At 60.6% G+C, this 20,534-nt stretch carries 18 protein-coding genes; 13 read left to right on the top strand and 5 right to left on the bottom strand.

What is annotated here, in order from left to right; all coding sequences use genetic code 11:
* Positions 1-4 precede the first annotated feature (4 nt).
* The 3 genes from ACIQJ2_RS18940 (at position 5) to ACIQJ2_RS18930 (ending at position 2,828) form a co-directional block, all read left to right on the top strand.
* On the top strand, positions 5-889 hold the full coding sequence (locus ACIQJ2_RS18940; protein ID WP_199143638.1) for a F0F1 ATP synthase subunit gamma: 885 nt from the start codon (positions 5-7) through the stop codon (positions 887-889).
* Between the two features lie 23 nt (positions 890-912).
* Complete coding sequence (gene atpD / locus ACIQJ2_RS18935; protein ID WP_199143636.1) at positions 913-2,343, top strand: F0F1 ATP synthase subunit beta; 1,431 nt, start codon at positions 913-915, stop codon at positions 2,341-2,343.
* 77 nt (positions 2,344-2,420) lie between these two features.
* Entirely contained in the window at positions 2,421-2,828 is a 408-nt protein-coding gene (locus tag ACIQJ2_RS18930; RefSeq protein WP_400674253.1) for a F0F1 ATP synthase subunit epsilon, read from the top strand.
* 274 nt (positions 2,829-3,102) lie between these two features.
* Here ACIQJ2_RS18930 and ACIQJ2_RS18925 read toward each other — a convergent pair whose 3' ends face one another.
* Positions 3,103-4,008 carry a LysR substrate-binding domain-containing protein gene (locus tag ACIQJ2_RS18925; RefSeq protein ID WP_400674255.1) on the bottom strand — a complete coding sequence of 302 codons (906 nt, stop codon included), beginning with the start codon at positions 4,006-4,008 and terminating at the stop codon, positions 3,103-3,105.
* Positions 4,009-4,124: 116 nt separating this feature from the next.
* Here ACIQJ2_RS18925 and ACIQJ2_RS18920 point away from each other — a divergent pair, with 116 nt between their 5' ends.
* The 3 genes from ACIQJ2_RS18920 to ACIQJ2_RS18910 are packed head-to-tail and all read left to right on the top strand — an operon-like array spanning position 4,125 to position 7,952.
* The gene (locus tag ACIQJ2_RS18920; protein ID WP_400674258.1) at positions 4,125-5,270 is read left to right on the top strand and encodes an iron-containing alcohol dehydrogenase; all 1,146 of its coding nucleotides are present in this window, start codon (positions 4,125-4,127) and stop codon (positions 5,268-5,270) included.
* A 1-nt stretch (position 5,271) separates the two neighbouring features.
* Positions 5,272-6,771, top strand: coding sequence for an aldehyde dehydrogenase (locus ACIQJ2_RS18915; protein ID WP_400674259.1), 1,500 nt, complete (start codon positions 5,272-5,274; stop codon positions 6,769-6,771).
* Between the two features lie 59 nt (positions 6,772-6,830).
* On the top strand, positions 6,831-7,952 hold the full coding sequence (locus ACIQJ2_RS18910) for a mandelate racemase/muconate lactonizing enzyme family protein (RefSeq protein ID WP_400674260.1): 1,122 nt from the start codon (positions 6,831-6,833) through the stop codon (positions 7,950-7,952).
* Between the two features lie 38 nt (positions 7,953-7,990).
* Here ACIQJ2_RS18910 and ACIQJ2_RS18905 read toward each other — a convergent pair whose 3' ends face one another.
* Positions 7,991-9,202 (bottom strand): acyltransferase family protein, encoded by a 1,212-nt coding sequence (locus ACIQJ2_RS18905; RefSeq protein WP_400674261.1) that lies wholly within the window; start codon positions 9,200-9,202, stop codon positions 7,991-7,993.
* A gap of 170 nt (positions 9,203-9,372) precedes the next feature.
* On the bottom strand, positions 9,373-9,948 hold the full coding sequence (locus tag ACIQJ2_RS18900) for an NADPH-dependent FMN reductase (RefSeq protein WP_400674263.1): 576 nt from the start codon (positions 9,946-9,948) through the stop codon (positions 9,373-9,375).
* 73 nt (positions 9,949-10,021) lie between these two features.
* Here ACIQJ2_RS18900 and soxR point away from each other — a divergent pair, with 73 nt between their 5' ends.
* Complete coding sequence (soxR, locus tag ACIQJ2_RS18895) at positions 10,022-10,486, top strand: redox-sensitive transcriptional activator SoxR (RefSeq protein WP_400674265.1); 465 nt, start codon at positions 10,022-10,024, stop codon at positions 10,484-10,486.
* Positions 10,487-10,594: 108 nt separating this feature from the next.
* On the opposite strand, the gene glpD is transcribed toward soxR, so the two are convergent.
* Both glpD and ACIQJ2_RS18885 read right to left on the bottom strand, forming a co-directional pair.
* Positions 10,595-12,106 (bottom strand): glycerol-3-phosphate dehydrogenase, encoded by a 1,512-nt coding sequence (gene glpD, locus ACIQJ2_RS18890; protein ID WP_400674267.1) that lies wholly within the window; start codon positions 12,104-12,106, stop codon positions 10,595-10,597.
* A gap of 115 nt (positions 12,107-12,221) precedes the next feature.
* Positions 12,222-12,995: a DeoR/GlpR family DNA-binding transcription regulator gene (locus ACIQJ2_RS18885; protein ID WP_199143610.1), complete on the bottom strand. Its 774-nt coding sequence runs from the start codon at positions 12,993-12,995 to the stop codon at positions 12,222-12,224.
* A 97-nt stretch (positions 12,996-13,092) separates the two neighbouring features.
* Here ACIQJ2_RS18885 and ACIQJ2_RS18880 point away from each other — a divergent pair, with 97 nt between their 5' ends.
* From ACIQJ2_RS18880 to fdhF, 6 genes are all read left to right on the top strand, one after another.
* Positions 13,093-13,863, top strand: coding sequence for an SDR family NAD(P)-dependent oxidoreductase (locus tag ACIQJ2_RS18880; protein WP_400674269.1), 771 nt, complete (start codon positions 13,093-13,095; stop codon positions 13,861-13,863).
* A gap of 102 nt (positions 13,864-13,965) precedes the next feature.
* Positions 13,966-14,310, top strand: coding sequence for a metalloregulator ArsR/SmtB family transcription factor (locus tag ACIQJ2_RS18875; RefSeq protein WP_199143607.1), 345 nt, complete (start codon positions 13,966-13,968; stop codon positions 14,308-14,310).
* 63 nt (positions 14,311-14,373) lie between these two features.
* Positions 14,374-15,267, top strand: coding sequence for a LysR family transcriptional regulator (locus ACIQJ2_RS18870; RefSeq protein ID WP_400674272.1), 894 nt, complete (start codon positions 14,374-14,376; stop codon positions 15,265-15,267).
* Positions 15,268-15,431: 164 nt separating this feature from the next.
* Positions 15,432-15,911, top strand: a complete 480-nt coding sequence (locus tag ACIQJ2_RS18865; protein WP_400674274.1) for a formate dehydrogenase subunit gamma — start codon at positions 15,432-15,434, stop codon at positions 15,909-15,911.
* The gene (locus ACIQJ2_RS18860) at positions 15,908-17,464 is read left to right on the top strand and encodes a formate dehydrogenase beta subunit (protein WP_400674276.1); all 1,557 of its coding nucleotides are present in this window, start codon (positions 15,908-15,910) and stop codon (positions 17,462-17,464) included. Before ACIQJ2_RS18865 ends, ACIQJ2_RS18860 begins: the two co-directional genes overlap by 4 nt.
* 5 nt (positions 17,465-17,469) lie before the next feature.
* Positions 17,470-20,349, top strand: coding sequence for a formate dehydrogenase subunit alpha (fdhF, locus tag ACIQJ2_RS18855; RefSeq protein ID WP_400674277.1), 2,880 nt, complete (start codon positions 17,470-17,472; stop codon positions 20,347-20,349).
* Positions 20,350-20,534 lie beyond the last annotated feature (185 nt).

The raw sequence follows: 20,534 nt of genomic DNA, 5'->3' as shown, positions 1-20,534 counted from the left end.
AAGGATGCCTTCACTAAAGGATCTGAAAAACCGGATCGCCTCCGTCAAGGCGACGCAGAAGATCACCAAGGCGATGAAAATGGTCGCCGCGGCGAAGCTTCGGCGTGCCCAGGAGGCGGCCGAGGCCGCCCGGCCTTACTCGCAGCGCATGGCCGCTGTTCTGGCCAACATTTCGGCAGCCGTCAGCGATGCTGATGGCGCGCCGCTGCTGATGACCGGAACCGGCAAAAGCGATGTGCACCTGCTCGTCGTCTGCACGGCCGAGCGCGGCCTTTGCGGCGGCTTCAACTCGCAGATCTCTCGTTTCGCTCGTGACCATGCCCGCAAGCTTCTGGCCGAAGGCAAGACGGTAAAGATCTTTACCGTCGGGAAGAAGGGCTATGACGTGCTGCGTCGCGAATACGCATCGCTGATCGTCGAGCGCAAGGAACTGCGCGACGTCAAGCGCATCGGCTTCGACAATGCCGACGCCATCGGCAAGCGCGTCATCGAGATGTTCGAAGCCGGCGAATTCGACGTCTGCACGCTGTTCTACTCCGAATTCAAGTCGGTGATCAGCCAGGTGCCGACGGCACAGCAGCTCATCCCGGCTTCGGCTCCGGCCGCCGTTGAGGAAGATGCAGCCCACAAGGGCGCCGTCTACGAATACGAGCCGGATGCGGCTGCCATTCTCGCGGACCTGATCCCGCGCAACATCTCCGTCCAGATCTTCCGCGCGTTGCTCGAAAACGTCGCCGGCGAGATGGGCGCCAAGATGAGCGCCATGGACAATGCGACGCGCAACGCTGGTGAGATGATCAACAAGCTGACGCTGAACTACAACCGTCAGCGCCAGGCTCAGATCACCAAGGAATTGATTGAAATCATTTCGGGCGCGGAAGCGCTCTGAGGTTAGGAAAAGAGGGTAAGAATATGGCTGACGCAGCTACCCCCGCAGGTTCTGTCGGTAAGGTTACGCAGGTTATCGGCGCCGTTGTGGACGTTGCTTTCGAAGGCGAACTCCCGGCGATCCTGAATGCGCTTGAAACCGACAACAACGGCAATCGTCTGGTTCTCGAAGTCGCACAGCACCTCGGCGAAAATTCCGTACGCACGATCGCCATGGACTCGACCGAAGGTCTGGTTCGTGGACAGCGTGTCAACGACACCGGTGCACCGATCTCGGTTCCGGTTGGACATGAGACGCTCGGCCGCATCATGAACGTCATCGGCGAGCCGGTGGACGAAGCCGGTCCGATCAACACCGCCAAGAAGCGCGCCATCCACCAGGATGCTCCGTCCTACGTCGAGCAGTCCACGGAAGCGCAGATTCTCGTCACCGGCATCAAGGTCGTCGACCTCCTTGCTCCCTACGCAAAGGGCGGCAAGATCGGCCTGTTCGGCGGCGCCGGCGTTGGCAAGACCGTTCTCATCATGGAACTGATCAACAACGTCGCCAAGGCGCACGGTGGTTACTCGGTATTCGCAGGCGTGGGTGAACGTACCCGCGAAGGCAATGACCTTTACCACGAAATGATCGAATCGGGCGTCAACAAGCACGGCGGCGGTGAAGGCTCCAAGGCTGCGCTGGTTTACGGCCAGATGAACGAACCGCCGGGCGCCCGCGCTCGCGTTGCTCTGACCGGTCTGACCGTCGCTGAAAACTTCCGCGATGAAGGCCAGGACGTTCTGTTCTTCGTCGACAACATCTTCCGCTTCACGCAGGCTGGTTCGGAAGTGTCGGCTCTGCTCGGCCGTATTCCTTCGGCCGTGGGCTATCAGCCGACGCTCGCCACGGACATGGGCCAGATGCAGGAACGCATCACCACGACGACGACCGGCTCGATCACCTCGGTTCAGGCCATTTACGTTCCGGCCGACGACTTGACCGACCCGGCACCGGCTACCTCGTTCGCCCACTTGGACGCAACGACGGTTCTGTCGCGCTCGATCGCTGAAAAGGGTATCTACCCGGCCGTTGACCCGCTCGACTCCACCTCGCGCATGCTCGACCCGATGGTCGTCGGCGAAGAGCACTACGAAGTTGCTCGTAAGGTTCAGTCGACGCTGCAGCGCTACAAGTCCCTGCAGGACATCATCGCCATCCTGGGCATGGACGAACTGTCGGAAGACGACAAGCTCTCCGTAGCCCGCGCCCGCAAGATCGAACGCTTCCTGTCGCAGCCGTTCTTCGTCGCCGAAATCTTCACCGGCTCGCCGGGCAAGCTCGTTGCGCTCGAAGACACGATCAAGGGCTTCAAGGGCCTCGTCAACGGCGAATACGACCACCTGCCGGAAGCTGCCTTCTACATGGTTGGCTCGATCGACGAAGCGATCGAAAAGGCCAAGAAGCTGGCTGCCTAATCAGGCCAATCCATCGGCGCGCGGCATTGCCCGCGCGCCCTTGCCTTGCGAATAAGACAATCGAGAAGTGACGGGCCATGGCTGACAATTTCAATTTCGAACTGGTTTCTCCGGAGCGCCTGCTGTTGTCGGAACAGGTCATCGATGTCGTCATCCCAGCGACCGAGGGCGAGATGACCGTCATGGCTCATCATGCTCCGACTATGACCACGATCAAGCCAGGCGTCGTCAAGGTGCATTCGGCTTCTGGCAAGAAGCAGGACTACGTCGTTTTCGGCGGTTTCGCCGACATCCTGCCGGCCGGCTGCACGCTGCTTGCCGAATCCGCCGTTCCGGTGGAAGACATGAGCCGCGACGAACTTGAGCGCCGCATCAATGCCGCCAAGGCCGAACTCGAAGATGCCGAGCATCACGAGCACAAGTCGCGCCTTGAGCATTTCATCATGGAACTCTCGCATCTGCGCGGCTCGATCCCGCAGGATTGATGCGAACCTGACGCGGTGAATAAGATGAAAGCGGTCCTACGGGCCGCTTTTTTTTGGAAGGTGCCGGGGCCACCTCGCGGCTCGAGGCTTCACCGTTTTCGCTCCGCTTCACGACAATGCACCTCACATGAGGTGGAGCATGCCCTGTGGCGAGGCACGTAAGATCAGCCCTCATGGTGAGGAGGCCTGCAAGGCCGTCTCGAACCACGAGTGGGGGTGCGACGCATTCTTCAAATCCCCAACCTCTCACCGCCAAGGTGCCGCGATACCCGCATCAAGCTTGTGGGCCTTGCAGCAGGAACCGGTGCAGTTGCGCTGCCTCGGAAGAAAGCGAGCGGAAGCGCGGCGCACCGAGATAGTATCCAAAGCCGCTTTCCACTCTGTCGTTGCCGACGGTAACAAGCGCGCCGGATTGCAGATATTCCTCGATGAGACCCAGGCTGCCGAGCGCTATGCCTTCCCCTCTGAGCGCGGCCTCGATTGCCATGATATAGGTCGAGAAGGAAAGACGCGGCCTCGTTGGCTTACCTTTCAAGGGGTCGCCGATGCGACCGAACCATTGGCGGAAGCTGATCCAGTGGGCGTTGGCGCGCTCGTAGTCGATGAGATCAAGCGCGGCTATGTCCATCGCCGTCAAGGCCTGTGGGTCGAGGCCGCGAACCGCCAGATAGTCAGGCGAGGCGATTGGCACCAGCACCTCCTTCATCAGAGGCGTCAGGTTCCAGCGCGGGTGTTCGCCGGTGGAATAGATGATGATGAGGTCGTTGTTTTCCGATGCCAGTTCGGAATGGACGTCCGTTGTCAGGAGACGCACTGAAATGCCGGGGTTTTCCTTGCCGAAGTCCCTGAGCCGCTGTCCGAGCCAGAGATGCGAAATCGAACCGCTCGCCGCAATCGAAATGATTTCACCTGTGCCGCCGCGAAAGGGCTCCAGGCTTTCTTCCAGATATTCCAGAGTGGCGCGCACGCGCTGGAACAGCCGCTCGCCATCCGCCGTCAGCGCCAGATTTCGGCCACGCCGGGTAAAGAGAGTTGCACCGAGGTGGTCTTCCAGCCCCTTGATGCGGCGGCTGACGGCTGCCTGGGTAATGTTCAGCTCGCGACCGGCGCGGGAAAAGTTCATGGCGCGCGCAGCCGCATCGAAGACGCGGAAGGCTTCCAGCGGTATTTTCTCTAACATCGGCTCTCCATAACTTCAGATCATCAATATTCCCGATAATTGGCCGGATTTGAAGATCTGAAATTGTGATGCAGGATCACGGCATCATTTTCAGCCGCTTTCCAAGGGGATCCCTCGTGTCCTTCTCCATATCAGCCATTCCAGACATTCGTTTCGGTGAGGGCACACTCTCCGGTCTTCCCGCTGCGGTCCAATCTTTCGATGGTGTCCACACCGTTCTGCTCGTGATCGACGCCTTCCTGGCGCAGTCCGGTCTTGCGGCCAGGATCAGCACCGAGCTTGGCGAAACGGGCGTGAAGACGCAGGTTTTTTCCGATTTTGCCGGCGAGCCGAAGCTTGCGCATCTGCATGCGGCAATAGAGGCCGGCAAGGGCGCGGACATGGTGATCGGCGTCGGCGGCGGTTCGGCGCTCGACATTGGCAAGATTGTCGCCTGCTGCATCGCCTCGGGTGAGGACCCGATGCACTATGCGCTGGCGGCTAATCCACTGCCGAAAAACCCACTGAAGAAGATCATGATCCCGACGACCGCCGGCACCGGTTCGGAGACATCGGCAACGAATATCTTTGCCGGACCCGAAGGCAAGAAGCTCTGGATCTGGGGACCGGAAACGAAGGCCGATCTCGTCATTCTCGATCCGGCGCTGACGAAGACCTTGCCTGCCAATCTGACGGCATGGTGCGGCCTCGATGCCTTCATCCATGCCTTCGAGGCCGCCACGAACCGCAACACCCACCGTGGCGCCCAATTCTACGCGCATCAGGCGTTGCGGCTGATCACCGGCGCGCTGGAGACGGCCGTAAAGCATCCTGATGACATGGCAGCGCGCGGCGACGTTTTGCTCGGTTCCTGTTTTGCGGGCATTGCCATCGACAATTGCGGTACGGCGATCGCGCACAATGTCAGCCACGCGCTGGCAGGGCTTGGCCCCGTTCATCACGGTCTTGCGACTGCGCTCGGTTTCGAAGCGACGCTTGCTTGGCTTGTCGAAGCGGATACGGCCGACCTCAATGCGGCCGCGAAGGCATGCGGCGTCGGGAGTGCCGCTGAACTACCGGTGTTCGTCTCCGGTTGGATGGAGCGCTGCGGTATCACACGATCGCTTCCGGCTGCTTTCAAGCCCTTCGATGACACCGACCTTGCCCGCGAAATGCGGGCGCCGGAAAACCAGCCCATGCGGCGTTCGACGATCCGCGACGTCACGGATGCCGATATCGACCGCTTTGCCGCCGCTATCATGGCGCTGCCGAAAGGAATCTGAGATGACCAAGAACTATACGCGCGACTATTGGGAAGGCGTTCTCTCAGGCCTGAAGCCCGAGGGCCGCCACTTCATCGATGGCGCCCATCGTGCCGCCTCATCTGGCCAAACCTTCACCCGCATCCGGCCGATGGACGGCAAGCCCGGTGCCGAGCTTGCGCGCGGCAATGCCGCTGATGTCGATGCCGCCGTCGCTTCCGCCCGCGCCGCCTTCGAAAGCGGTGTCTGGCGCAAGAAGGAGCCGCTGGAAAAGAAGAAGATCATGCTGAAATGGGCCGAACTCATCCGCGCCCATGGCGACGAGTTGGCCATGCTGGAGACGATCGATGTCGGCAAGCCGGTCATGGCGTCGCTTGGCGTCGATGTGCGTCTCTGCGCCGAAGGCATCCAGTTCTACGGTGAGATGATCGACAAGATCTATGACGAGATCGCGCCGACCGGCCCGAATGCGCGCGCATTGGTTCGTAAAGTGCCGCTCGGGGTCATCGGGGCGATCACGCCCTGGAACTATCCGATGATCATCGATGCCTGGAAGCTGGGGCCGGCAATCGCTGCCGGCAATTCCGTGGTGCTGAAGCCGGCTGAACAGTCCTCGCTTTCGGCGATTCGTCTTGCCGAACTCGCGATTGAAGCCGGTCTGCCGGCAGGTGTTTTCAATGTCGTCACCGGATATGGCGAAGAGACCGGCAAGCCGCTGGCGCTGCATATGGATGTCGACATGATCGCCTTTACCGGCTCGACCGAAGTCGGCAAGCTGATCATGGGTTATGCGGCACAATCGAACGTCAAGCGTGTGGCGCTGGAGCTTGGCGGCAAGTCGCCGCTGGTCGTTTTCGAAGATGCCGATCTTGATGCCGCCGCCGTCGCGGCTGCCTGGGGTTGCTTCTACAATTCCGGCGAGACCTGCCATGCTTCGACACGCCTGATCGTACAACGCTCGGTGCAGGAGAAGTTGATCGAAAAGATCGAGGCGGTGACCCGCTCCGATATCGCGCTCAAGCATCCGCTAGACCCCTCGGCGCAGATCGGCGCGCTGATCGAGGAAGAGCATATGAACAAGGTGCTGGCGATGATCGCGGCCGGCGAGAAGGAAGGCGCACGCCGTGCCTTTGGCGCTGAGCGTGTGCTCAGCGAAACCGGCGGCTACTATGTTTCGCCGGGTGTCTTCGTCGACATGACCAACGACATGAGCCTGGCGCGTCAGGAAATCTTCGGACCCGTGTTGGCCGCCATCCCGTTCGATACCGAAGAAGAGGCGCTCAGAATAGCCAACGATACGATCTACGGGCTTGCCGGCGCAGTGTTCACCAAGGACATGGATCGCGCTCACCGCTTTTCCGAGGAGATCCATGCGGGTACGGTGTGGATCAACACTTACGACATGTCGAACTTCGCGACGCCCTTCGGCGGCTTCAAGCAATCCGGTTTTGGCCGCGACCGCTCGGTGCATGCGATCGATAAATATTGCGACTACAAGACGATCTGGCAGCAGTTCGGCTGATAGATAGAAATCGGCTTGATCCTGTCTGGAGGATCAAGCTTCGGGAGAGGGGAGCCACCATGAGCAAGATCGTTTCCATCGAAATCACCCATCATCGCCTGCCGCTCGATCCGGCGTTCAAGGCGAGCTGGGATGGGCGTCCGCGCAAGCATTTCGATGCGACCATCGTCCGCGTCAGGGATGATGAGGGCCGCGAAGGCATCGGCTCCGGCGACCTCATGAAGGGGTTCGAGGGGCACGAGGATCTGTTCATCGGGCAGGATCCCCGGCACGTCGAACGGCATTATGAAGTCCTCTCGCACATCAACTTCCATTACGGCCGCTGCTGGCCGATGGATCTGGCGCTGTGGGATCTCTCCGGCAAGATTACCGGCGAGCCGGTCTGGCGGATGCTCGGCGGCCGCGCCAGCCGCGTGCGGCTCTATGCTTCTTCCGGTGTGCTGCGCGAACCTTCCGCCATGGCCGATCAGGCCGAGCGTTATATCGACGAAGGCTTTCCGGCCATGAAGGTGCGCTTCTCCTCGTCTTCGGGCGGCCGTGGCGGCTGGCGTGAGGACGTCAAGGCCTTGGAGGCGATCCGCGCCCGTGTCGGCGACCGTCTGGAACTCATGGTCGACTGCAATCAGGGTTGGCGCATGCCGTGGGATACGACCTTGCCCTGGACTTTCAAGGATGCACTGGCTGTCGCCAAGGAGCTGGAACGGCTCGGCGTCTATTGGATGGAAGAACCGCTTTATCGCTCGGACCGCAAGGGCATGAAGGAATTGAAGCAGGCGACGTCGGTGCGCATCGTCGGCGGCGAGATGACGCGCGAACTCTACGAGTTTCGCGACATCATCGAGGAGCGTGCCTTCGATGTCATCCAGCCCGATGTCGCGCTCGTCGGCGGCATCACCGGTTGCCGGCGGCTCGCCTATCAGGCGCGCGAGGCTGGCGTGCAGTTCACGCCGCACTCCTGGACGAACGGCATCGGAGTACTGGCCAATGCGCATCTGACTGCTGGCGTTGCCGACGCCGCGTGGCTCGAATATCCCTATGACAATCCGGAATGGAGCGAGGCCCGCCGTGACTACCCGATGGCTTCGCCGCTCAAGCATGAGGCCGGCTGGCTGGATCTTGGCGATGCGCCGGGACTCGGCGCCGTTCTTGATGAGGAGCGTCTGAAGACGACGCGGATTTAAATTCTCCGCTTTTGCGGATGATATTTTCTACCGACCCGTCATGCGATGGCGGGTCGTGCCATTCTATCTTCCCGGGCGCGAGCCCATCGCATGACGGGGCTTTCAAGCAGCACATAGCTCAGTGTGCCGATGGCGAAGATGATGGCGGTCGCGACAAGGCTTGAGGTGATCCAGCCGCCAAGCACGTCATCCGAGCCGGTGCCGAAGGTCCAGGGCAAGAGCTTTTGCATCAATGTCAGAACGATGTCCTGCCAGATGTAGACGCCGAAGGAGACGGTGGCGATATAACGGCTGAGCCTATTGTCCAGCAGCCTTGCCAACATCCGGGACTGCGGAAGCGTGCAGAGGGTGGCGGCGACAGCCAGAGGCAATAGCGGGAATTGATAGGGAATTCCAAGCCACGCATAGCCTTCTCCCGGTCCGCCGATGGATTGCGGCAACTGCCATGCTCCGATGAGGATCGCGAGCGCTCCGACGATGTCGTAGATCACCGAACGGCGCGCGGGAACTATGGTCTGGACTCCGGCGGCCAAAACGCCGATCGCAAAGATCGCGAAGAAGCCGATGGGGTTATAGCGCGGCATCCATTCCTTGGCGCCGCCCTGGAAACTATATTGCCATCCTCGCCCGACGCTATCAGTCGGAAGATAAGTCACCACAAGCCAATGCCCGACCAACGTCGCTCCGATAATGCCAATCCAGAGCAGGCGGCTGACGAAAACGGAGCGCGATCTCAGCTTTGGACGAAACAGCAACATGAAGCCGATCGGCATCAGGACATAGCAGGTCGTCTCGAAGGGGATCGACCATAGAGGGCCGTCTCCCTGCACCGGGAAGAAGGTGCGCCAGTGCCATTGGCTCATCAGAAAGAAGCCGGCGATGTATCGGCCGACAAGTTCCATATCGAGTGGAAAGCCATAGACCGTGAAGCTGATCACAAAACCAACCGTTAGGGCAAGCCAGAAGCCCGGCAGGATGCGTGCGGCGCGGCGCATGGCGTACAGCCTCAGCGACGGCAAAGGCTGACCCTTGTCCAGCGCCAGCCAGAAAGGGCGTGAGAGCAGGAAGCCGCTCAGAACGAAGAAGACGGAGACGCCGTGATTGCCGAAGCGTGCGATTGTGAAGATCACGTCCAGATCCGGGGGGAGTTTGTAGAAATTCATGCGAAGCACGAGATGATGCACAAGCACCATCAGACATGCGACGGCCCGCATGAAGTCTGCTCCTCCCAGACGTTTTCCGTTCTCCATGCCCGTATCCGCCGAAACTCCCTCTCCATTGCGTTAGGTCATCGTGCCGGTTTCGGCAAGACCGTTCATTGACAGCATGACGCCCGGGCTTTTGGTGTCAGGCCCGGGCGTCGAACCGATCTCTCGCACCTGCCAGAGACGAGAGCCGGATTGGCATGTTTCGGAATTGTTTAAGCCGCGGCGGAGCGATAGGGGCGCATTTCACGGGCCGGCTTCAGGGCGTTGCTCCACCAGTTCAGCCGCGCGATCATGAGAACGAGGGATTTTCTGGCGTCGAGCGGATTCTCCAGCGTGCCGTCCTCGGCAAATCTGCCCCATGGATTGGCGAAGCTCACGGTGTCGCGCACGGTGACGGTATGCAGCTCGGCGAAGACGACACGCAATTGCTCCACGGCACGCAGACCGCCGGAAATGCCGCCATAGGAAACGAAGGCGACGGGCTTGCCGTGCCAGGGTTCGTAAACGAGATCGAGCACGAATTTGAGCGAGGCTGTGAAGCTGTGATTGTATTCCGGCGTGACGATGATGAAGGCGTCGGCGGCTGCCAGCCGGGCGGCAAGGGCGACGACGCCGTCGTGTTCGCGGTCATGCTGGAACGGCAAATCGAATTCGAGCGGATCGATCACGTCGATTTCAAGAAGGGGATAATGCACCAGCTCCCGGGCGACCCAATTGACCACCCGATCACATAAGCGGCCCGGACGAGTGCTGCCGTAAACGATAGCCAGCCGGGTTGATTCTTTCATGTCTTGCTCCTGCTTTACGCGGTTTGGAGCAGCGTTTATAAAACCTCAACTATAGTTGAGGTCAATAGCGCAAATGGGAAAAATCGAGCCTGGTCAAGTTTCCAAGCTTCTGACGGTCGGTGAGGTGGCGGCCCGAAGCGGCGTGGCGGTTTCGGCGCTGCATTTCTATGAAGCGCGCGGGTTGATCGAAAGCCAGCGCAGCCGGGGCAATCAGCGGCGCTATGCTCGCGAGGTATTGCGTCGGGTCGCGATCATCAAGGTCGCCCAACGGGTCGGCATTCCGCTCGCCGAAGTTCAGGAGGCACTGCAATCGCTACCGCAGGGGCGCACGCCGAATGCAGCGGATTGGAAGGTGTTGTCGGCACGCTGGAAAGATGATCTCGATGCCCGTATCAGCCGGCTGCAGGGGCTGCGCGATCAACTCGACGGCTGTATCGGCTGCGGTTGCCTCTCGATGGACAATTGTCCGCTCAGAAATCCCTGGGATCGGCTTTCCGAGGAAGGAGCAGGCCCGCGCCTTCTCGATCCTGACGATTGAAGCGAAGGCATGGCACGGCTGAATATCTGACGGATGTACTTAGCCGCCTACCTTGTTGTCGCTTCGCGACTCCGGACGGAGAAACGTTGCGCCCCTCCTGGAATTGGGTCATGCGTGGATGTGGCTTTCGGCCATATAGTCTTCGAGTGCGGCCGCTTCATCTTTCGACAGATACAGGCCTTTCTTGGAGCGGCGCCAGAGAATGTCGGCTGCGGTATAGGCCCATTCGTGCTCCATCAGATAGCGCACCTCCGCCCCGTAGAGGTCGCTTCCGAAGCATCGGCCGAGATCGGCAATCGTCTTGGCGTCGCCAAGGATCATCGTCGCGCGCGTTCCGTAGCGGCGAACAAGGCGACGGGCATGCTGGTCGACAAGGAAAGGATAGCGCGACTTGAGTTTTGAAACCTCGGCCTCGTAACCGCGGACCGGGAAATCGCCGCCCGGCAGCGAGCTCTTGGCCGTCCAGGGCGTGCCCTTGAGGCCGATGGCCTCGCCGATCTTCTCCAGTGCATGTTCGCCCAGGCGGCGATAGGTGGTGAGCTTGCCACCGAAGACGTTCAGCAGCGGTGCTTGCCCTTCCGCGCCTTCGACCTTCAACACATAATCGCGCGTTGCTTCCTGCGCTTTCGAGGCGCCATCGTCATAAAGCGGGCGCACGGCTGAGTAGGTCCAGACGATATCTTCGGGGCGAACGGGCTCCTTGAAATACTCGCTGGCGGCGTTGCACAGATAGGTGGTTTCCTCCTCGCTGATCTTCACATCCTTGGGATCGTCCTTGTAGTCGCGATCCGTGGTGCCGATCAGGGTGAAATCCTGTTCATAGGGTATAGCGAAGATGATGCGATTGTCCGGGTTCTGGAAGAAGTAGGCGCGAGGACCATCGAACTTCTTGCGAACGATGATGTGGCTACCCTGGACGAGGCGGACATTGTGCACCTGATTCTTTCCGAAGGCGTCGGAGAGAACGTGATCGACCCACGGGCCTGCGGCGTTGACCAGCATGCGTGATTGGAACTGCCGTTTCTGGCCGGTGATCGTATCTTCCGTTTCGATCGTCCAGATCGCGCCCTCGCGGCGGGCGGAGATCACCTTCGTCCTCGGCATAATCGTCGCGCCGCGATCGGCTGCGTCGCGGGCGTTCAGCACCACCATGCGGGCGTCGTCCACCCAGCCGTCCGAATATTCGAAGGCTTTGGTGAAGAGCGCTTTCAGCGGCTTTCCCGCCGGATCGGTTTTCATGTCGAGCGTCGCCGTTGGCGGCAGCAGCTTGCGGCCGCCGAGGTGATCGTAGAGGAAGAGGCCGAGGCGGATCAGCCAGGCTGGCCGGATGCCGCCCTTGTGATAAGGCAGCACAAAGCGCATCGGCCAGATGATGTGCGGCGCCATGGCCCAGAGCACTTCGCGCTCCATCAGGGATTCGCGAACGAGCCGAAACTCGTAATGTTCGAGATAGCGCAAGCCCCCGTGAATGAGCTTGGTGGCGCCGGACGAGGTGCCGGAAGCGAAGTCGTTCATTTCGGCAAGGGCGACCTTGTAGCCGCGCCCGGTGGCGTCACGGGCAATGCCGCATCCATTGATGCCGCCGCCGATAACGAAAATATCGTAGACCTGTTCGCTCACCCGCCGCTCCGCAAAGGCACGCAATCTCGTGAAGATGGAAATTCGAAAGTCAATCCATCTAAAATGAAATAAATACGAATGTCAAACGAAGGTTTTTTGACGGAAAGCGCGCTGATCAGCTTGGCCGGCGGGCGGTCTCCACGAGGCGCACATTATGCTCGGCTGCGATCGCGCGCACCGATTCGATGCTGCATTCGTCGGTCACGAACGTATGAACCTGCGACAGATGGCCGATCCGCACCGGCGCGGTACGCTCGAACTTGGTGCTGTCGGCTACGAGGATGACATGCCGTGCGTTGGCGATAATGGCCTGTGCGACTTTCACTTCGCGAAAATCGAAATCGAGAAGCGCACCGTCGGTATCGATGGCAGATGCGCCGATGACGGCATAGTCGACCTTGAACTGCCGGATGAAATCGACCGCCGCTTCTCCGACGATGCCGCCATCGGAGCCGCGCACAACGCCGCCGGCAATGACGACCTCGATGGATGGAAATATGCGCAACTTGTTGGCAACATTGATGTTATTGGTGATGACCATCAATTCGTGATGCCCGAGCAATGCCTCGCCGACGGCCTCTGTCGTCGTGCCGATGTTGATGAAAAGCGAGCTGTTGCTGGGGATGAGGCTGGCTGCCGCGCGGCCGATCGCCTGCTTCTCCGATGCGGCGATGGAGCGGCGCGCCTCGTATTTCACATTCTCGGTTCCGCCGGGAAAGATGGCGCCGCCGTGGACGCGCGACAGCACGCGGCCGTCGCAGAGGTCGTTCAGATCCTTGCGGATGGTTTGCGGCGTCACTGAAAAGCGCGAGGCCAGTTCCTCAACCAGTACGCGCCCTTCGGCCTTGGCAATCTCGAGAATCTCAGTCTGGCGCCCGGACAGGAACATGGGGCTTGCTCCCTTTCTTTCGTTTTTTCGCCATCATATGGTAAAGTGAAAATTCCGCAATTACCGACACGCGAATTGCGCGTTTGGGGAGGTCGTCGTGTTTCATCCGAAGCTTTTCGAAAGTCGCAATGTCGTCATCACCGGCGCTGGCCGCGGCATAGGGCTGGAAGTGGCGCGGCAGTTTCTCGATTGCGGCGCCCATGTCCTCGTCCATATCGGCCGCGATGCGGATCGCGAACTGCCGGATTTCCTGTTGGAGGCCGAGGCCGACCGTCGTGCTTTTCTCATTGCCGCCGATTTCGCTGCCGGTCATGGCGTTCAGGATTTCATCGCCGCTGCCGGTGAGCGCTTCGATCGCGTCGATGTGCTCGTCAACAACGCCGGCACCATGGTCGGTCGCTTTCCGGCGGGCGAGCTGACGGACGAGCAATACGAGAAGATCGTTCATCTCAACCAGACCTCCGTCATGGAGGTGACCCGGGGCGTGTTGCCGCTGCTGCGGGCAGCAGGGCAGGCCGCAATCATCAATACGGTATCGATTTCCGCACTGACCGGCGGCAGTCCCGGCTCTGCCATCTATTCGGCATCGAAAGCCTTCGTCGCCACCTATTCGAAGGCGCTGGCGCGTGAACTGGCGCCTGACGGCATCCGCGTGAACTGCGTCTCGCCGGGCACGATCTCGACCGATTTTCACGAGCGTTATTCGTCGAGGGAGAAGCTGGAGCAGACGCGCAAATCCATCCCGCTTCAGCGGCTTGGAACGCCTGCTGATTGCGCCCCCGCCTATCTTTTTCTCGCTGCGCCAACGCTCTCCGGTTACATCACCGGGCAGGTGCTCGAGATCAATGGCGGCCAGCTTATCTGCTGAAAACTTGGACCTTTTTTGGTTTTCGTGTCATTTTTAAATCAACTTGCGGTTTGATGATATTATAAGCATGCCTCTATGTGAGTTCTCACTAGAGGCAGTGAAATGTCGTCGTCTCCACTGCAAGGCGGTGCCGTAGAGCATAACGTCGAGGAAATGACAGAGAAGGCGCGCAAGGCCAGCGCCTTGCTGAAGGCGCTTTCGCATGAAACCCGGCTGGCGATCCTGTTCATGCTGGCAAAACGTGAAAAGACCGTGATGGAGCTCGAGGCGATACTCGATCTGCCACAGGCGGTGGTTTCGCAGCATCTCGCACGCCTGCGCCTGGATAAGCTGGTAGATACGCGTCGTGAGGGGCGGCTCATCCATTATGCCGTTTCGCGTTCGGAAATCTGCGCCGTTGTCGATTCGCTGCACGAGGCTTTCTGCAAGGCGGTTGTCGAGGTTTGAGGCAGTCTTGCTTGTTGCGCTCGCCGGCGCGCGGGGCTAACTCTTTCGTTTCGGGAGAGTGGGATGATCGACAAGCTGGAATTCTTCATCGCGCTTGCGAATCAAAAGCACTTTGGCCGCGCCGCCGAGGAATGCGGCGTGACGCAGCCGACGCTGTCTGCGGCGATCAGGCAGCTGGAAGATCAGCTCGGTGTGATGCTCGTCAGCCGCGGCTCGCGCTTTCAGGGGCTGACGCCGGAAGGGCAGCGCGTGTTGGAATGGGCCCGACGCATCGTCGGCGATAGCCGGACGATGCGCGAGGAGATGCGGGCGGCGCGCAAGGGCCTGGCCGGCCATATCCGGATCGCTGCCATTCCCACGGCGCTTGCCATGGTGTCTCGGATCACTACGCCTTTCCAGGAGCGGCACCCCGACGTCACCTTCTCCATCATATCGCGCAACTCGCTGCAGGTGCTGGGCCTGCTGGAAAATCTCGAGATCGATGCCGGCATCACCTATCTGGAAAACGAGCCGCTCGGCCGTGTCACCAGCGTGCCCCTCTATGCCGAGCGCTATCATCTGATTACCGCGGCCGGCAGTCCGTTTTCAGAGAGGCAGAGCGTCACCTGGAAGGAGGTCGGCAACCTTCGGCTTTGTCTATTGACTGCCGACATGCAAAACCGCCGGATTATCAACCGCCACTTGGCCGAAGCCGGCATCGAGGCAACGCCGACGCTTGAATCCAATTCGATGATCGTGCTGTTTTCTCATGTCCAGACCGGACGCTGGGCGAGCATCATGCCAAAGAATATCGCCGATTCCTTCGGTTTTCCGGTCGATATCCGCAAGATCCCGATAACCGAACCGGATGCCGAGCATCTCGTCGGACTGGTCGCCACGCATCGCGAGCCGTTTACACCGCTCGTCTCCGCTTTGCTGCACGAGGCAAGATTGCTCGCAGAGAGCGACAAGGCTTGATAGAAATTTCCTATCAACTGACGGGACTGCCTTATTGATCCCTGACCCTCTCCCTGCGACCTTATTGCCGGGCGTGTCGATCGCACGCCACGGAGGAAGTGCCGCATAAGCGTTTTCCGAAGATTCGCCTTCGATTTTCGGAAGCTGTGCGCGGGAGGCTGCTAATGAGTTTGAATCAGGCTGCGGGCGATGTTGCAACCCGCGCCGGAACCATCATCGATAGCATGAAATCGATGGAGGGGCCGCTTTTGCCCATCCTGCATGGGATTCAGGAAGAGTTTGGCTATGTGCCGCAAGACGCACTGCCATTGATCGCCAAGGCGCTGAACCTCTCCCGCGCCGAAGTGCATGGCGTCATGACCTTCTATCATGACTATCGCGATCATCCCGCCGGCCGCCATGTCCTGAAGCTCTGTCGCGCCGAAGCCTGTCAGTCGATGGGCGGCGATGCGCTGGCGGAGCGCATCAAGCGGCTATTGGGTATCGATTTCCATCAGACCACACTGGATGGCAGCGTCACTCTGGAGCCGGTCTATTGTCTCGGGCTCTGCGCCTGTGCGCCGGCTGCAATGCTGGATGGCGAGCTTCATGGGCGGCTCGATGATGAAAGCGCCGAGGACCTTGTGAAGGAGGCGCGCCAATGACCCTCACCATCTATATCCCCCGCGACGCTGCCGCCCTTTCTCTGGGGGCGGAGAAGGTCGCGAAAGCGATCACGCAAGAGATCGCCAAACGCGGCCTCGATGCGCGCATCGTTCGCAACGGTTCGCGCGGCATGTTCTGGCTTGAGCCTCTGGTGGAGGTCGAGATCGACGGCAAGCGCATCGGCTATGGGCCGGTGAAGGCGAAGGATGTATCCGCATTGTTCGACGCGGGGCTCGCTGAAGGCGGCGAGCATCCGCTCTGTCTTGGAGAGGTCGAAAACCTCCCATTCCTCAAGGAACAGACCCGCCTGACCTTTGCCCGTTGCGGCGTCACCGACCCGCTTTCTCTGCAGGATTATGAAGCCCATGGCGGCCTGAAGGGGCTGCGCCGCGCCATCGGCATGGCGGCGGGCGATATCGTCAAGGAAGTCACCGATTCCGGTCTGCGCGGCCGTGGCGGCGCCGGCTTCCCGACCGGCATCAAGTGGAAGACGGTGCTCGATGCACCGGGCGACCGCAAATATATCGTCTGCAATGCGGACGAGGGCGATAGCGGCACCTTTGCCGACCGGATGATCATGGAGGGGGATCCCTTCGTGCTGATCGAGGGCATGACGATCGCAGGTCTGGCGACCGGGGCGACCAAGGGCTTCGTCTATACGCGTTCGGAATATCCGCATGCGATCGCTGCGATGACCGAAGCCGTCGAGATTGCGCGGAAGGCGGGCATTCTAGGAAGCTCCGTACTCGGCTCCGGCAAGGCCTTCGACATGGAAATCCGCACTGGCGCAGGCGCTTATGTCTGCGGCGAGGAAACGGCGCTGCTCAACAGCCTCGAAGGCAAGCGCGGCATCGTGCGCGCCAAGCCGCCGCTGCCGGCGCACAAGGGCCTGTTCAACTGTCCGACAGTCATCAACAACGTCATCTCGCTCGCCTCCGTGCCTGTGATCATGGACAAGGGGGCTGCCTTCTATCGTGATTTTGGCATGGGCCGTTCGCGCGGCACGATCCCGCTGCAGATCGCCGGCAACGTTAAGTATGGCGGCCTCTATGAGACGGCCTTCGGCCTCTCGCTTGGCGATATCGTCGACAAGATCGGCGGCGGTACGGCAACGGGACGGCCGGTCAAGGCCGTGCAGGTCGGCGGCCCGCTCGGCGCCTATTTCCCGCGAGCCCTCTTCGACACGCCGTTCGACTATGAAGCCTTTGCGGCCAAGGACGGTCTCATCGGCCATGCGGGCCTCGTCGTGTTCGACGATACCGCCGATATGCTGAAGCAGGCGCGTTTCGCGATGGAATTCTGCGCGGTTGAAAGCTGCGGCAAGTGCACGCCCTGCCGCATCGGCTCGACGCGAGGTGTCGAGACGGCCGACAAGATTGCCAACGGTATCGAGCCCGAGAAGAACAGGGCGTTGCTTGCCGATCTCTGCAACACCATGAAGTTCGGTTCGCTCTGCGCGCTCGGCGGCTTCACGCCCTATCCCGTGGTGAGCGCCATGACCCATTTTCCGGAGGACTTTTCTCCGGCTCCCTTGATTGAAGCGGCGGAGTAAGACCCATGTCCCTCGTTCCAGAAATTGACTACGGCACGCCGGCCTCCACCTCCGAAACCATGGTGACGCTGACCATCGACGGGCGCCAGATCAGTGTGCCTGAGGGCACCTCGATCATGCGTGCTTCGATGGAAGCCGGCATCCAGGTGCCGAAGCTCTGCGCCACCGACATGGTCGATGCTTTCGGCTCCTGCCGCCTCTGTCTCGTCGAGATCGAAGGCCGCAACGGTACGCCGGCCTCGTGCACGACGCCGGTCGCACCCGGTATCGTCGTTCACACGCAAACCGGCAGGCTGAAGGATATCCGCCGCGGCGTGATGGAGCTCTATATCTCCGACCATCCGCTCGACTGTCTGACCTGCGCTGCCAATGGTGATTGTGAGCTGCAGGACATGGCAGGCGCCGTCGGTCTGCGCGATGTGCGCTACGGCTATGAAGGCGACAATCATGTCAAAGCGCGCAACAACGACGACATCAATCTGAAATGGATGCCGAAGGACGAGTCGAACCCTTATTTCACCTATGATCCTTCGAAGTGCATCGTCTGCTCGCGCTGCGTACGCGCTTGCGAGGAAGTGCAGGGCACCTTTGCGCTGACTATCGAGGGACGCGGCTTCGGCTCGCGCGTCTCGCCCGGCATGCACGAGAACTTTATCGACAGCGAGTGTGTTTCCTGCGGCGCCTGCGTGCAGGCCTGTCCGACGGCGACACTGACAGAAAAGTCCGTGATCTCGATCGGCCAGCCGGAGCACTCCCTCGTCACCACCTGTGCCTATTGCGGCGTCGGCTGCTCGTTCAAGGCCGAGATGCGCGGCGAGGAGCTGGTGCGGATGGTGCCCTGGAAGGACGGTCAGGCCAATCGCGGCCACTCCTGCGTCAAGGGTCGTTTCGCCTATGGCTATTCGACCCACAAGGACCGCATCCTCAACCCGATGGTCCGCGAGAAGGTCACAGATCCCTGGCGCGAAGTGACCTGGGAGGCCGCCTTTGCCCATATCGCCACCGAGTTCAAGCGGCTGCAATATCAATATGGCCGAGATTCCGTCGGCGGCATTACCTCCTCTCGCTGCACCAATGAAGAAACCTATCTGGTGCAGAAGCTGGTGCGCGCCGGCTTCCGCAACAATAATGTCGATACCTGCGCCCGCGTCTGTCATTCTCCGACCGGCTATGGTCTGGGCCAGGCCTTCGGCACTTCGGCCGGCACGCAGAATTTCGACAGCGTCGAGCATTCCGATGTCGTCGTCGTCATCGGCGCCAACCCGACGGACGGCCACCCGGTCTTCGGTTCGCGCCTGAAGAAGCGGCTGCGTCAGGGCGCCAAGCTCATCGTCATAGATCCGCGCCGCATCGATCTGGTGCGCACGCCGCATGTGGAAGCCAGCTATCACCTGCCCCTGAAGCCCGGCACCAATGTCGCCATGATGACGGCGCTGGCTCACGTGATCGTCACCGAAGGACTGTTCGACGAGAAGTTCATCCGCGAGCGCTGCGACTGGTCGGAGTTCGAAGATTGGGCAGCCTTCGTTTCCGAGCCGCAGCACAGCCCGGAGGAAACGGAAAAATATACCGGCGTTTCTCCCGAGCTCGTAAGGGGTGCCGCTCGCCTCTTTGCCAAGGGCGGCAATGGCGCGATCTATTACGGCCTCGGCGTTACCGAACACAGCCAGGGTTCGACGACCGTCATGGCGATCGCCAACCTCGCCATGGTGACGGGCAACATTGGCCGTCCCGGCGTCGGCGTGAACCCGCTGCGTGGCCAGAACAACGTGCAGGGCTCCTGCGATATGGGCTCCTTCCCGCATGAGCTGCCGGGCTATCGCCACATCTCCGACGATGCCACGCGCGATATCTTCGAAAAGCTCTGGGGCGTGAAGCTCAACAACGAGCCGGGCCTGCGCATCCCGAACATGCTCGATGCGGCCGTCGAAGGCACGTTCAAGGGCATCTATATTCAGGGTGAGGATATCCTTCAGTCCGACCCGGACACAAAGCATGTCGCCGCCGGCCTTGCCGCGATGGAATGCGTCGTCGTCCACGATCTCTTCCTGAACGAGACGGCCAACTACGCTCATGTCTTCCTGCCCGGCTCGACCTTCCTCGAAAAGGACGGCACCTTCACCAATGCCGAACGCCGGATCAACCGCGTGCGCAAGGTCATGACCCCGCGCAACGGTTATGCCGACTGGGAAGTGACGCAGAAGATGGCTCAGGCCATGGGGCTTGACTGGAACTATGCGCATCCGTCCGAGATCATGGATGAGATCGCCGCAACGACTCCGAGCTTCGCCTTGGTCTCCTACGATTATCTGGAGAAGATGGGCTCGGTGCAGTGGCCCTGCAACGAGAAGACGCCGCTCGGTTCGCCGATCATGCATGTCGACGGCTTCGTGCGCGGCAAGGGCAAGTTCATTCGCACGGAATATGTGCCCACCGACGAACGCACCGGCCCGCGTTTCCCGTTGCTGCTCACCACCGGCCGCATCCTCAGCCAGTACAATGTCGGCGCCCAGACCCGGCGTACCGAAAATGTCGTCTGGCATGCGGAGGACCGTCTGGAAATCCATCCGCACGACGCCGAGCAGCGCGGCATTCGCGAGGGTGACTGGATCAAGCTCAGCAGCCGTTCCGGCGACACGACGCTCCGTGCGCTGATTACAGACCGCGTGGCACCCGGTGTCGTCTACACGACGTTCCATCATCCGGACACGCAGGCCAATGTCATCACCACGGATTATACCGACTGGGCGACGAACTGCCCGGAATATAAGGTAACGGCCGTGCAGGTCTCGCCGTCGAACGGTCCGTCGCAGTGGCAGGTCGACTATGACGAGCAGGCCAAGCAGTCGCGCCGCATCGTCGGGAAGATGGAGGCTGCGGAGTGAGGTTGAGGATGTGGAGGGACAACAACCCCTTCTGTCACTCGGTGACATCTCCCCCACAAGGGGGGAGACTGGTGCCTCGCGGGGCGATCTCCACTTGTTTTGCAGGTGAGAAGCAGCAGGCTCCAAACGATCTCCTCCGGTGTAGGGGAGATGTCGCGATGGCGACAGAGGGGGGTATTTCATAC

This window comes from Rhizobium sp. NPDC092011 (assembly GCF_044756305.1).
Taxonomy (GTDB): domain Bacteria; phylum Pseudomonadota; class Alphaproteobacteria; order Rhizobiales; family Rhizobiaceae; genus Rhizobium.
This window is presented reverse-complemented; position numbering and strand designations above follow the sequence as displayed.

What these genes read in the sequence shown, in the direction of transcription:
- ACIQJ2_RS18940 (WP_199143638.1), top strand. Translation starts at nt 5, where the DNA reads ATGCCTTCACTAAAGGATCTGAAAAACCGGATCGCCTCCGTCAAGGCG.
- atpD (WP_199143636.1), top strand. Translation starts at nt 913, where the DNA reads ATGGCTGACGCAGCTACCCCCGCAGGTTCTGTCGGTAAGGTTACGCAG.
- ACIQJ2_RS18930 (WP_400674253.1), top strand. Translation starts at nt 2,421, where the DNA reads ATGGCTGACAATTTCAATTTCGAACTGGTTTCTCCGGAGCGCCTGCTG.
- ACIQJ2_RS18925 (WP_400674255.1), bottom strand. Translation starts at nt 4,008, where the DNA reads ATGTTAGAGAAAATACCGCTGGAAGCCTTCCGCGTCTTCGATGCGGCT.
- ACIQJ2_RS18915 (WP_400674259.1), top strand. Translation starts at nt 5,272, where the DNA reads ATGACCAAGAACTATACGCGCGACTATTGGGAAGGCGTTCTCTCAGGC.
- ACIQJ2_RS18910 (WP_400674260.1), top strand. Translation starts at nt 6,831, where the DNA reads ATGAGCAAGATCGTTTCCATCGAAATCACCCATCATCGCCTGCCGCTC.
- ACIQJ2_RS18905 (WP_400674261.1), bottom strand. Translation starts at nt 9,202, where the DNA reads ATGGAGAACGGAAAACGTCTGGGAGGAGCAGACTTCATGCGGGCCGTC.
- ACIQJ2_RS18900 (WP_400674263.1), bottom strand. Translation starts at nt 9,948, where the DNA reads ATGAAAGAATCAACCCGGCTGGCTATCGTTTACGGCAGCACTCGTCCG.
- soxR (WP_400674265.1), top strand. Translation starts at nt 10,022, where the DNA reads ATGGGAAAAATCGAGCCTGGTCAAGTTTCCAAGCTTCTGACGGTCGGT.
- ACIQJ2_RS18885 (WP_199143610.1), bottom strand. Translation starts at nt 12,995, where the DNA reads ATGTTCCTGTCCGGGCGCCAGACTGAGATTCTCGAGATTGCCAAGGCC.
- ACIQJ2_RS18875 (WP_199143607.1), top strand. Translation starts at nt 13,966, where the DNA reads ATGTCGTCGTCTCCACTGCAAGGCGGTGCCGTAGAGCATAACGTCGAG.
- ACIQJ2_RS18870 (WP_400674272.1), top strand. Translation starts at nt 14,374, where the DNA reads ATGATCGACAAGCTGGAATTCTTCATCGCGCTTGCGAATCAAAAGCAC.
- ACIQJ2_RS18865 (WP_400674274.1), top strand. Translation starts at nt 15,432, where the DNA reads ATGAGTTTGAATCAGGCTGCGGGCGATGTTGCAACCCGCGCCGGAACC.
- ACIQJ2_RS18860 (WP_400674276.1), top strand. Translation starts at nt 15,908, where the DNA reads ATGACCCTCACCATCTATATCCCCCGCGACGCTGCCGCCCTTTCTCTG.
- fdhF (WP_400674277.1), top strand. Translation starts at nt 17,470, where the DNA reads ATGTCCCTCGTTCCAGAAATTGACTACGGCACGCCGGCCTCCACCTCC.